Genomic DNA, 12,064 nt, shown 5'->3' with positions numbered 1-12,064 from the left:
TTTATCGAGGCGGATTGAACGGCTGCACGATCGCCTTGAAGACGGGCAGCGTTTCGCAGCGATCGCTATGGCCGATGAGCGTCGGCCAGCGCGTCGCGCTGAAAATTTCCGGATGCGCCTCGCGCGCGAAGCGCAGCGCGCAGGCCACGGCGATATCGGCGTGGCCGATTGCATCGCCGAACCAGTAAGGCGTCGCACGCGCAGCGCGGTCCGCTTCCAGCGCATTCAACACACGCTCGACCTGCCCCGTGCAGCGATCGAGCCACGCCTGCGATTTCTCCTTGTGCAGCACGCGTTCGTAGACGAGCGCGACGGCCTTGTCGGCGAGACCGGTCGCGAGCGCGCAGACCTTCAGCGCCTGACGTCGCTCCGGCCCGCCCGATGGAATCAAAGCGCGCGCATCGCCCGCCTCTGCGTCGAGATAGTCGAGGATCATCGTGCTTTCGATGAGCGTATCGCCGGAATCGAGCACGAGCGTCGGCACGCGGCACAGCGGGTTGTACGGCGCGATCTTGTCGGCGTCGCCGAACACCGACCACGGGCGATGCTCGAACGCCATGTCGTAGAGCTTCAGCGCGATGCCGACGCGCCGCACGAACGGGGAATCGTATTGGCCGATGAGAATCAAGATGCGCTCCGCGTGGTGGTGATGACGTGGACGGCCAGTTTAAGCGCGCGCGTGCCTCGGAAACAACGGCCACGCGAGCGACGCGCACACGCCCGCCCCGAGCCAGACCATCGGCCAGGAACCGATCGCGAGCACGTGCGGAATGGCGAGCGGCGTCACGAAAAAGCCGACGAAGACCGCCGTGTTCGCCATGCCGAGCGCGGTGCCCGCGCGTTCGGTGCCCGCGAGCGTCGCCAGTTCCGTGTACGCGACGCCGTGCCATGCCGACACGCAGACGCCCGCGAGAATCAGCATCGCCGCGAGCAAAACGGGCCAATGGACCGCGCCGAGCGCCGTCGCGATACCGAGCACGACGAACGACGCGCACGCGACGATCGTCGATACGCGCAGGTACGTGCGGCGGTTGCGGTGCCGGTCGGTGTGGCGGCCGCTCCAGACGCGCATCGCGATCGCACCGATCTGGAGCGTCGCCATCGTCGTGCTGATCGCGGTCAGGCCGAAGTGCGCGGCGGCGTGCATGAAGATCGTCGCGAAACTCAGCACCGCGAACTGCGGCACGCACAAGATGCCGATGCCCAGCACGACGCGCCAGACCAGCGCGTTTTTCAGCGGCGCGGCGCCTGCGCTCCGAATCGCCCGATGAACTGCTTCAGCCGGCTCGTGAAGCCAGCGCCAGGCGAAAATGCCGGACAGCGCGCACATCGCGGCGAGCGCGCCGAATACCGCCCCGAAACCATGCGACGACGCGAGCCACGGCAGCAACGCCGCGCCGATGCCGCCGCCGAGCGGCACAGCCGTCTGGCGAATGCTCATCGCGAGGCCGCGCTCGCCTTCGCCGAACCACGCCATCACCGCGCGTCCGCTCGACCCATTGACGCTGCCGCCGAGCAGGCCGAGCGCGCACATCGCGAAGACGAGCCAGCCGAAGCTCGCCGTCGCGGGCGTCGCGAACAAAGTCATCGCGACGAGCACCGCGGCCGTCGAAAAAAGACCGGTCAGCAGGACGGGACGGTCGCCCCACTTGTCGGTGAGAACGCCACACGGCAATTCGGACAGCGCGACGCCCAAGCCTAGGGCGCCCAGCACGACGCCCAGTTGCCCGTTGCTCAGATGGTAGGCGCCGCGCACCCAGACGGCGGTCGTCGGAAAGCCCGTCGCCGCCGCCGACACGCTCGCGTTCGCCGCGACGCCCACGCCGAGCACTTTCCAGCGGTGTCCATCGCCGAGTGCGGTTTTGGTGTTCAAAGCGAGAGAAATGGCCATGTCGCAGTCCATCGAAAAGTTGACTGGGGCCAGTTTGAACGCTTAACATCATCCTGAAAATCGCAAAGTTTGCGACGGACCGTTCATCAAATCGGGACTGTCATCATGAGCCAGACAACCTTCGACCTCGCGGTGTTGCGCAGCTTCGTCGCGGGCGTGGACCTCGGGAGTTTCGCGAAAGCAGCCGATCGCGTCGGGCGTTCGACGTCCGCCGTCAGCGCCCAGATTCACAAGCTGGAAGAACAGGCGGGCACACCGCTGTTTCGCAAATCGGGACGCGGGCTCGCACTCACCGATGCCGGCGAGGTCATGCTCAACTACGCGCGGCGGCTCGTCGAGCTGAACGACGAAGCCGCGGTCGCGGTTCGCGGCGTCGATCTGGAAGGCTGGATCCGGCTCGGTCTGCAGGAAGATTTCGGCGAAGTCGTGCTGCCCGATGTGCTCGGACGCTTCGCGCGAGCGCACCCGAAAGTGCGGATCGAAGCGCGCGTCGCGCGGAATACGGAACTGCTGGAGCGCATCGGCGGCGCGCAGCTCGATCTCGCGCTCGTGTGGGGCGCGGCGGGCGTGCCGGATGAAAGTCAGGCGTCGAATCTGCCCGAGCCGATCGCCGCGCCGCCGATGCGCTGGATTGCGTCATCGACCGTTCCCTGGCATTTCGACGCCGACGAGCCCTTGCCGCTCATCGTTTTCGATCGGCCGTGTCTCTTCCACAGCGCGGCGGCGGCGGCGCTCGACCGTGCGGGCATCAAATGGCGTGTGGCGTTCACGAGCCCGAGCCTGTCCGGACTGTGGGCGGCGGCAGCGGCGGGACTCGGCGTGACGGTGCGAACGAGCTACGGCCTGCCGTCGACCGTTCGTCCGCTCGATGGCGGCGAAGGCGGTTTGCCCGCGCTGCCGTCGATTCCGCTCGCGCTGCATCGCGCGTCGGGAAAGGGCTCGCCGCTCGTCGAGCGGCTGGCGTCGCTCGTGGTGGAATCGGTGCGGGAAGCGCACGTTTCCACGGAAACGGCGCTTGCCTAGACGTTCAGGCGTCGCGGCGCTTGTCGCGCTCGATCACGGCATACGCACTGTGATTGTGGATCGACTCGAAGTTCTCGGCTTCGAGCGTATAGGCGACGATGCGCGCGTCGGCGTTCAGGCGCGTCGCGACATCGCGCACGAGGTCCTCGACGAACTTCGGATTTTCATACGCGCGCTCGGTGACGAACTTCTCGTCCGGACGCTTCAGCAAGCCCCACAGTTCGCACGACGCCTCTTCCTCGGCGATGCGGATCAGTTCCTCCACCGCCATCTCGTCGGCCAATTCCGCCGCAATCGTGACGTGCGAGCGCTGGTTGTGCGCGCCGTACTGCGAAATCTTCTTCGAGCACGGGCACAGGCTCGTCACCGGCACGAGCACCTTGATCGACATGCGCGTGTCGCCGTCACGCCGCTCGGCGATAAACGTCACTTCGTAGTCCAGCAAGCTCTTCACGCCCGAGACCGGCGCGGTCTTCATGACGAAGTACGGCATCGTCACTTCGATACGGCCGGAGTGCGCTTCGAGCTTCGCCAGCATCAGCGAGAGCAATCCGCGCAGCGCGTGCTGATCGACCGGCAGCCGGTGCTCTTCCAGCAACGCGACGAAACGCGACATGTGCGTGCCCTTCTGTTCCGCGGGCAGATGCACGTCGAGGTTCCATACGCCGACGGTCGGCTTCAGCCCGTCTTCCGTCAGCACCGTCAGCGGATAGCGCACGCCCTTGACGCCGACGCGCTGAATCGCGATCTGACGCGTGTCGGGCGTGCTCTGGACGTCGGGCATCACGAAGGCGGGATTCATCTGATTCATTTGTTTTGTCCTTATGCGCCGCGCGTCGCGCAAGACGCGAGCGGGTCGATACGTTCAAGCGCACACGGCGCGGGACGATGCCCGCGCCGTGTGCCAAAGCGTTGATGCACGGCGCACCCCGAGCGCGCCGTTCGAGCGAAGCGTCGTCAGGCGACGCGCTTCGTCAGCTTCCCTGCGTTGGCGCTTTCGATTGCGTCGATGAAGCGCTCGCGAATCGACTTGGCGATGCCAGCCGCGTCCAGTCCGACGCTCGACAGCAGCTTGGCCGGATCGCCGTGATCGATGAACACGTCCGGCAAGCCGAGTTGCAGCACGGGCTTCACGATGGAGCTTGCAAGCAGCGCTTCGACGCACGCGGAACCCGCGCCGCCCATGATCGTGCCTTCTTCGATCGTGACGATCGCGTCGTGCGTGGCGGCGAGTTCGCGCAGCAGATCGGCGTCGACCGGTTTCACGAAGCGCATGTTGGCGACGGTCAAATCCAGTTCCTCGGCGGCGGCGAGCGACGGCGCGACCATCGTGCCGAACGCGCAAATAGCGATGCGCTTGCCCGAGCCCAGCTTTTGCGACGACTCGCGGCGAATCTCGCCCTTGCCGACCGGAATCGCGGTCATCTGCTTGACCGTCGCCACGCCGGTGCCCGCGCCGCGCGGATAGCGCACGGCCGTCGGGTTCGGCTGCTGCAGCGCCGTGTAGAGCATCTGGCGGCACTCGTTTTCGTCCGACGCGGCCATCACCGTCATGTTCGGGATGCAGCGCAGGAACGCGAGATCGTAGTTGCCCGCGTGCGTCGCGCCGTCCGCGCCGACGAGGCCCGCGCGATCGATCGCGAACACGACTGGCAGATTCTGCAGCGCGACGTCGTGGATCAGTTGGTCATACGCGCGTTGCAGGAAGGTCGAATAGATGGCGACGACCGGCTTCATGCCGTCCGCGGCCAGGCCGCCCGCGAAGGTCACCGCGTGCTGTTCGGCGATGCCGACATCGAAATAGCGGTCCGGGAAGCGCTTCTCGAACTCGACCATGCCGGAGCCTTCGCGCATCGCCGGCGTGATGCCGACCACGCGCGAGTCTTGCGCTGCGGCGTCGCACAGCCATTCGCCGAACACCTGCGTGTAAGTCTTCTTCGATGGCGCCGTCGACGGCTTGATGCCTTCAGCCGGATTGAACTTGCCCGGACCGTGATACAGCACCGGATCGGCTTCCGCGAGCTTGTAGCCCTGGCCTTTCTTCGTGACGACGTGCAGGAATTGCGGGCCGCGCAGTTCCTTGATGTTCTGCAGCGTCGGGATCAGCGAATCGAGATCGTGACCGTCGATCGGGCCGATGTAGTTGAAGCCGAACTCCTCGAATAGCGTGGCCGGTACGATCATGCCCTTCGCGTGCTCTTCGAGCTTGCGCGCGAGATCGAGCACGGGCGGCGCATGGCGCAGCACGCGTTCGACGCCCGCGCGCGCGGCGGCGTAGAAACGGCCCGACATCAGACGCGCGAGATGGCGATTCAACGCGCCGACCGGCGGCGAAATCGACATGTCGTTGTCGTTGAGGATGACGAGCAGCGGCACGTCGTCGGCGACGCCCGCGTTGTTCATCGCTTCGAAGGCCATGCCCGCGGTCATCGCGCCGTCGCCGATCACGGCGATCGAAAAGCGGTTGTCGCCCTGCAGCTTGTTGGCGATCGCCATGCCGAGCGCAGCCGAAATCGACGTGCTCGAATGCGCGGTGCCGAAGGTGTCGTATTCGGATTCGGCGCGGCGCGGGAAACCGGAGATGCCGCCGAGCTGGCGCAGCCCCGGCATCTGATCGCGGCGGCCGGTCAGGATCTTGTGCGGATACGTCTGATGACCGACGTCCCAGACGATGCGGTCATTAGGCGTATCGAACACATAGTGCAACGCGATGGTCAGCTCCACCGTGCCCAGATTGGACGACAGATGGCCGCCCGTCTGGGACACGCTATCGAGCACGTAGGCTCGCAGCTCGTCGGCCAGCGGTTGCAATTGGCGGCGATCGAGGGCGCGGAGATCGGCCGGATCGTCGATGGTTTTCAGCAAGTCGTACATCGTCGTCCCATTTTAGGAAAACTGGCGTGATTCGTTCGGTGCGATTGTTTCTTTCTTCGCACCGTGGGGTTCGTCACGCGTTCAACAATCAATTCACCCGGTTCACGACCAGGTCGGCAAGCTCGGCGAGACGCTGGCCGCGCGCGCCGAACGGCTCGATCGCGGCGTGCGCGTCGCGGCCCAGTTGCGCAGCGAGTTCGCGCGACGCATCGAGCCCGATGATCGATACGTAAGTGGGCTTGTCGTGCTGCGCGTCCTTGCCGGCGGTCTTGCCGAGCGTGGCGGAATCGGCGGTGACGTCCAGGATGTCGTCGACGACCTGGAATGCGAGACCGATCGCTGCCGCATACCGATCCAGCGACGTCAGCGCTTCCGCGCCCGGATGCGTGCCCGCGAGCGCGCCCATGCGGACCGATGCGCGCAGCAGCGCACCTGTTTTCTTGCGATGCATCGTCTCGAGCTCGGGGCGCGACAGCTTGCGGCCGACGCTTTCCAGGTCGATCGCCTGACCGCCCGCCATGCCGAGCGAGCCGCTCGCGACCGCCAGCTCGCGCACGAGCGCGGCTTGCTGGGCATCGCTCAGACCGTTGCCTTCCGCCGTCAATGCGACGAACGCTTGCGATTGCAGCGCGTCACCGACGAGCAGTGCCGTCGCTTCGTCATATTGGATGTGTACGGTAGGCTTGCCGCGACGCAACGCGTCGTCATCCATGGCGGGCATATCGTCATGCACCAGCGAATAGACGTGGATCATTTCGAGTGCCGCGCTCGCCGCTTCGACGGCCTGCGCGCTCGCGCCGGTCAGCTCGCCCGCCGCGTGGACGAGCAGGGGCCGCACGCGCTTGCCGCCGCCCAGCACCGCGTAGCGCATGGCTTCGTGCAGGCGCGCCGGCGCGACGTCCGTGCCCGGAAGATAGTGTTCCAGCGCCGTCTCGACGCGATCGAGCGTCGCGCGCATCCATTGTTCGAAGGTCATAGGTCGTCGTCCCCGTCGTCGTTCGTCGCTCCGGCACCCTGCGTGGCGCGCTGCACCTCGGCGGGCAACGGTTTGAGCGTCTCGCCATCGAGAACGCGTACCTGCTGCTCAACTTTTTCGAGTTGCTGTTGGCAAAAGCCGACAAGCGCTGCGCCGCGGCGGTATGCCGCAAGCGATTCCTCGAGGCTCAGCGCGCCCTCTTCCATGCGCGCGACGAGCGATTCGAGTTCTGCCAGCGCCGCCTCGTAATTCTCGGGAAGCGGGGCGGCGTCCGCGCTCTGTGCGCTTGCGCCGGTTTGCTCGCCTGTTTCCTGGACAGCGGTCTTCGCCATGAATCGTGGATGTGCAATTGAATTTTTGGAACCAAGTCGCACATTCTACGGCAAAAGCCAAATTTTCGACCCGCATCCCGTCCACGCGGGACCGTCGAGATTGCTTTGCCGGATTCTCCGCCAATCGGGAAGGAACGTGCGATTCAAGCGCGCGGGCGCAACGATTGCGAGGAACTCTCGCGACAATTTATACCCAAATCAAGACCTTAAGCACCCCAAGGATGCGGATTTCGGTATAATCGCGGGCTCCCTAAATCGAATCTTCGATGGTTGGGTTGTTCACTGCTTTCACGTCTTAACGGGAGTGGGAATGTCCAATCTGAGCAATGCATTGCAGCTGAACGCCATTCACAGTCAGCTGCCAGTCACGGCTTACTTTGACGAAGCGCTTCTTACGCGCGAACTCGACACACTTTTCAAGCAAGGTCCACGCTACGTCGGGCACGAACTCATGGTTCCCGAAGCGGGCAACTATTTCGCGCTTCCGGGCGAAGGCGAAGGGCGCGTGCTCGTCCGCAATCAGCAGAACAATATCGAACTGCTGTCCAACGTGTGCCGCCATCGCCAGGCGATCATGCTCAATGGCCGCGGCAGCGCGGACAACATCGTCTGCCCGCTGCATCGCTGGACCTACGATCTCAACGGTCAACTGCTCGGCGCGCCGCATTTCGCGGACAAGCCTTGCCTGAACCTCGGCAAGACTTCGCTGCAGAACTGGCAAGGCCTGCTCTTCGAATCGGAGGGCCGCAACGTCGCCGCGGATCTCGCGAGGCTTGGCACCGCAAAGCACTTCGACTTTTCGGGCTTCATGTTCGATCACGTCGAAGTGCACGAGTGCAATTACAACTGGAAGACGTTCATCGAAGTCTATCTCGAGGACTATCACGTCGCGCCGTTCCATCCGGGACTCGGCAGCTTCGTGTCGTGCGACAACCTCGAGTGGGAATTCGGCGACTGGTACAGCGTCCAGACCGTGGGCGTCCACAAGAACTTGGAAAAGCCGGGCAGCCCGACGTATCGCAAGTGGCACGACGAAGTCCTGCGCTTTCGCAACGGCGCGCCGCCCGAGTTCGGTGCGATCTGGATGGTGTATTACCCCGGTCTGATGATCGAGTGGTATCCGCATGTGCTGGTCGTGTCGTGGCTGATTCCACAAGGCACGCAGAAGACGACGAACATCGTCGAGTTCTATTACCCCGAGGAAATCGCGCTTTTTGAGCGTGAGTTCATCGAGGCCGAGCGCGCTGCGTATATGGAAACCGCGCGTGAGGACGACGAAATCGGCGAGCGCATGGACGCGGGCCGGCGCGCGCTGATGTCGCGCGGCGAGAATCAGGTCGGGCCGTATCAGAGCCCGATGGAATCCGGCATGCAGCACTTCCACGAGTTCTTGCGGCATCAGCTCGGCGCGATCTGATATAGGCCGTTCGGCCAGAGTTACGAAAAGGCGGGCTTTCAGGCCCGCCTTTTTGTTTAGACTAACGGTTCAAGTCTCGCACATGAGCGACGCACAGGAGCCGTCATGCCGCACACCCACTACACCACGCTCATCTCGGCGGCGAATCTCGCCGAACGGCTCGCCGCCGCGCCCGGCAGCATGCTCGTCTTCGATTGCCGCTTCGATCTGGCCGCGCCCGAATCCGGCGAAGCGGCCTATGCGCAAGGGCATATTCCCGGCGCGCACTATCTTCATCTGGATCGAGATCTGTCCGGCGTCAAGACGGGCACGAACGGGCGTCATCCGCTGCCGGAGCGCGCCGCGCTCGTCGCCAAACTGGCCAGCTTCGGCCTGAACGAGGGCCAGCAAGTAGTCGCGTACGATGCCCACGGCGGCATGTACGCCGCGCGTCTCTGGTGGCTGCTGCGCTGGCTCGGGCACGATTCCGTCGCGTTGCTCGACGGCGGCCTGCAGGCCTGGGAAGCCGCGGGCAATCCGCTCGATACCGCCGTGCCGCCGAAGAGGCAGGGCACGTTCAAGGCCGGCGCGCCGCTTCAGGTGACGATCGACGCCCCGGCGATCGAGCGCAGCATCGGCACGCGCGATCATCTGCTGATCGATGCGCGCGCCGCCGATCGTTACCGCGGCGAGAATGAGACGATCGATCCCGTCGGCGGGCACATTCCCGGCGCGCTGAATCACTTTTTCAAGAACAATCTGACGGCGGAAGGCCGCTTCAAGACCGCGCACGAACTGCGCGAGGCGTTCGGTTCGCTCGTCGGCACGACGCCGGCGGACCGCGTCGTCCTGCAATGCGGCTCGGGCGTGACGGCATGCCATAACGCGCTCGCGATGGAGATCGCCGGCCTGCACGGCGCGGCGCTCTATCCCGGCTCGTGGAGCGAGTGGAGCGCCGATCCGGGCCGGCCCGTCGCGACCGGCCCGAATCCGTGAACGCCGTTATTTGACGCCGTGCTCGCGGAACCACGCGAGCGCGCGCTTCCATCCGTCCTCGGCGTCGGCTTTGCGATAGCTCGGCCGATAATCCGCGAAGAACGCATGCGGCGCGTCGTCGTAGACGACGAACTGCGAGTCTTTCGCGGGCGGCGGGTCGTTCGCGAGCGCCTGTTTCATCTGCTCGATCGTATCCTGCGGGATGCTCTGATCCTGCCGGCCATATAGGCCGAGCACCGGCACTTTGAGCTGGCCCGCGAGGTCGATCGGATTGGCCGGCGTGTTCTCGGTCTTGTTGCCGACGAGCCGTCCGTACCACGCCACGGCCGCCTTCACATTGGGATTGTGCTCGGCATAGAGCCAGGTGATGCGCCCGCCCCAGCAAAACCCGGTAATGCCGACGCGCTTCGGATCGCCGCCATGCTCGCCCGCCCATTTGACCGTCTGATCGATGTCGGAGATCACTTGTGCATCGGGCACTTTCGACACGAGTTGTTCGTTGAGCTGCTGCATCGACTTGTAGGCCGATGCATCGCCCTGACGCGTGTAGAGATCCGGCGCGATGGCGAGATGACCCTGCTTGGCGAAGCGCCGGCAGACGTCGGCGATATGCTCGTGCACGCCGAAAATCTCGTGAATCACGATGATGACCGGCAAATGCGTCTTGCCTTTGGGCTGCGCGCGGTACGCCGGCACGAGCGTGCCATCCGCGCCGCGTATGCCGATGGCGCCGGCTTCCAGCCCATCGCTGTCGGTGTGAACGGTTTGCGCGGACACCGGCAGCACGGCGGCCGCGAAGCCGGTGCCGAAGGTCGCCTTGATGAAATTGCGTCGGTTGAACGGGACGTGCGGAATGAGGCTGTCGACTTCAGGGTCTAGCATACGAAGCTCCCGCGGCAATGCCGTCGCGGCGCGTACTCGATCGCGCGACGGCGAGGATCGTTGAAATCCGCGCGACGCGATCAAGGCGTCACGACGCGCGGCGCTGCACGACGATGAACGCGCGTTATGCATTAAGCGCGCCGCTCATTCTAAACAGCTTTAAACGAACGGCGCAGCGGATCTGTTCCGTCAGTGCAGCTTGACACGCGGGGCGGTGGAACGGCGCAGCCAGTGCGCGACAGTATCGAGCACCATGCGCGCATAGCCGTGCAGCGCGGCCACATGCAGGCGATACAGCGACATGTACATGAAGCGCGCGAAGAGGCCTTCGATCAGCATGTTGCCACCGATCAACCCGCCCATCAGATTGCCGACCGCGCTGTAATGGCCGAGCGACACCAGCGAGCCGAAATCGCGATACGTGTACTCGGGCAACGGCTTGCCCTGCAACATCCGCTCGAACGACTTGAAGAGGAAGCTCGCCTGCTGATGCGCGGCCTGCGCGCGCGGCGGAACGTTGCGCTCGTTGCCGGGCCACGGACACGCGGCGCAATCGCCGAGCGCGAAGACGTTCTCGTCGGTTTCGGTTTGCAGCGTGCGGCGCACGACGAGCTGGCCGAGACGATTGGTCGGAAGTCCGTCGAGATTGTTGAGAATCGCGGGCGCCTTGATGCCCGCCGCCCAGACTGTGAGATCCGCGCGAATCGTCTTGCCGCTCGCCGTGCGGATCGTGTCGCGCGAGACCTGCGCGACGGTTTCGCCCGTCATCAGCTTTACGCCGAGCTTCATCAGCAGTTCCGCCGTCGCGCTGGACACGCGTTCCTGCAATGCGGGCAGAATGCGTGGCCCGGCCTCGATCAGCACGATGCCGATATCGTGCTTCGGATCGAGCTTGTGCAAGCCGTATGCGGAAAGCACTTGCGCGGTATTGCGCAATTCCGCCGACAATTCGACGCCCGTCGCGCCCGCGCCGACGATCGCCACCTGAATGCGCGGCACGGGATCGACGCCGGGCTCTTCGTCGACTTCGTCCACGCCCGCCGCGACGGGTTCCGGTGCGAAATGCTCCGCGCGCATGCAGGCCGCGATCAGGCGCTTGCGGAAGAGCTCCGCCTGACCGACGGTATCGAGCGCGATCGAATTCTGCTGCGCGCCTTCGACGCCGAAGAAATGCGTCGTGCTGCCGATCGCGATGACGAGCGTGTCGTACTCCAACTCGCGCTCGGGCAGCAGTTCGCCGGCTTCTTCATCGCGCAACGCGCCGATCGTGATGCGCTTCGCCGCCCGATTCAGTCCGACGAGTTCACCCTGCTGAAACTCGAAGCCGTGCCACAGGGCTTGTGCCGCGTATTCGAGTTCCTGCGTGAAGGGATCCATGCTGCCCGCCGCGACTTCATGCAGGAGCGGTTTCCAGATATGCGTCGGGTTGCGGTCGACGAGCGTGACTTGCGCTTTCGGCGGCGTTTTGGAATCCGTCGAGCCGAAACGGTCGCCGAGACGAGTTGCGAGTTCGAGGCCGCCTGCGCCTCCGCCGATGATGATGAAGCGATGCATGGAACTCTCCCTGTGCTTTTATATTCGATCGGCCTTCGTGCTTATCTTCCTCGATTGAAACATTGTGCGGAGCTTCGGTGACAGTCACAAGCGAGTCACCAACATGTCGGACATATGCGACATCCGCGCATATGTCCTTG

General features: G+C 64.7%; 11 protein-coding genes. 3 read left to right on the top strand and 8 right to left on the bottom strand.

The window, feature by feature from the left end:
• Position 1: 1 nt before the first annotated feature.
• Positions 2–628, bottom strand: coding sequence for a glutathione S-transferase family protein (locus tag BG60_RS14440; RefSeq protein ID WP_008353963.1), 627 nt, complete (start codon positions 626–628; stop codon positions 2–4).
• 39 nt (positions 629–667) lie between these two features.
• The gene (locus BG60_RS14435) at positions 668–1,891 is read right to left on the bottom strand and encodes an MFS transporter (protein ID WP_008353964.1); all 1,224 of its coding nucleotides are present in this window, start codon (positions 1,889–1,891) and stop codon (positions 668–670) included.
• A 105-nt stretch (positions 1,892–1,996) separates the two neighbouring features.
• Here BG60_RS14435 and BG60_RS14430 point away from each other — a divergent pair, with 105 nt between their 5' ends.
• Positions 1,997–2,914, top strand: a complete 918-nt coding sequence (locus BG60_RS14430; protein WP_008353965.1) for a LysR substrate-binding domain-containing protein — start codon at positions 1,997–1,999, stop codon at positions 2,912–2,914.
• Positions 2,915–2,918: 4 nt separating this feature from the next.
• Here BG60_RS14430 and folE2 read toward each other — a convergent pair whose 3' ends face one another.
• The 4 genes from folE2 to BG60_RS14410 all read right to left on the bottom strand — a co-directional run bounded on the left by folE2 (position 2,919) and on the right by BG60_RS14410 (position 7,096).
• Positions 2,919–3,725, bottom strand: a complete 807-nt coding sequence (folE2, locus tag BG60_RS14425) for a GTP cyclohydrolase FolE2 (RefSeq protein WP_008353966.1) — start codon at positions 3,723–3,725, stop codon at positions 2,919–2,921.
• A gap of 146 nt (positions 3,726–3,871) precedes the next feature.
• Positions 3,872–5,788 (bottom strand): 1-deoxy-D-xylulose-5-phosphate synthase, encoded by a 1,917-nt coding sequence (dxs, locus tag BG60_RS14420; protein WP_008353967.1) that lies wholly within the window; start codon positions 5,786–5,788, stop codon positions 3,872–3,874.
• An 88-nt stretch (positions 5,789–5,876) separates the two neighbouring features.
• On the bottom strand, positions 5,877–6,764 hold the full coding sequence (locus tag BG60_RS14415) for a polyprenyl synthetase family protein (RefSeq protein WP_008353968.1): 888 nt from the start codon (positions 6,762–6,764) through the stop codon (positions 5,877–5,879).
• Positions 6,761–7,096 (bottom strand): exodeoxyribonuclease VII small subunit, encoded by a 336-nt coding sequence (locus BG60_RS14410; RefSeq protein WP_008353969.1) that lies wholly within the window; start codon positions 7,094–7,096, stop codon positions 6,761–6,763. Before BG60_RS14410 ends, BG60_RS14415 begins: the two co-directional genes overlap by 4 nt.
• Positions 7,097–7,406: 310 nt before the next feature.
• On the opposite strand from BG60_RS14410, the gene BG60_RS14405 reads away from it, so the two are divergent.
• Together BG60_RS14405 and BG60_RS14400 are read left to right on the top strand one after the other, a co-directional pair.
• Entirely contained in the window at positions 7,407–8,513 is a 1,107-nt protein-coding gene (locus BG60_RS14405; RefSeq protein ID WP_008353970.1) for an aromatic ring-hydroxylating oxygenase subunit alpha, read from the top strand.
• Positions 8,514–8,618: 105 nt separating this feature from the next.
• Positions 8,619–9,488, top strand: coding sequence for a sulfurtransferase (locus tag BG60_RS14400; RefSeq protein WP_008353971.1), 870 nt, complete (start codon positions 8,619–8,621; stop codon positions 9,486–9,488).
• Between the two features lie 6 nt (positions 9,489–9,494).
• Here the strand turns inward: BG60_RS14400 and BG60_RS14395 are convergent, their stop codons facing one another.
• Positions 9,495–10,370, bottom strand: a complete 876-nt coding sequence (locus BG60_RS14395) for a dienelactone hydrolase family protein (RefSeq protein ID WP_008353973.1) — start codon at positions 10,368–10,370, stop codon at positions 9,495–9,497.
• A 189-nt stretch (positions 10,371–10,559) separates the two neighbouring features.
• Entirely contained in the window at positions 10,560–11,924 is a 1,365-nt protein-coding gene (locus BG60_RS14390; RefSeq protein ID WP_008353974.1) for an NAD(P)/FAD-dependent oxidoreductase, read from the bottom strand.
• Between the last annotated feature and the right edge of the window lie 140 nt (positions 11,925–12,064).

This window comes from Caballeronia zhejiangensis (assembly GCF_000698575.1).
Lineage (GTDB): Bacteria > Pseudomonadota > Gammaproteobacteria > Burkholderiales > Burkholderiaceae > Caballeronia > Caballeronia zhejiangensis.
This window is presented reverse-complemented; position numbering and strand designations above follow the sequence as displayed.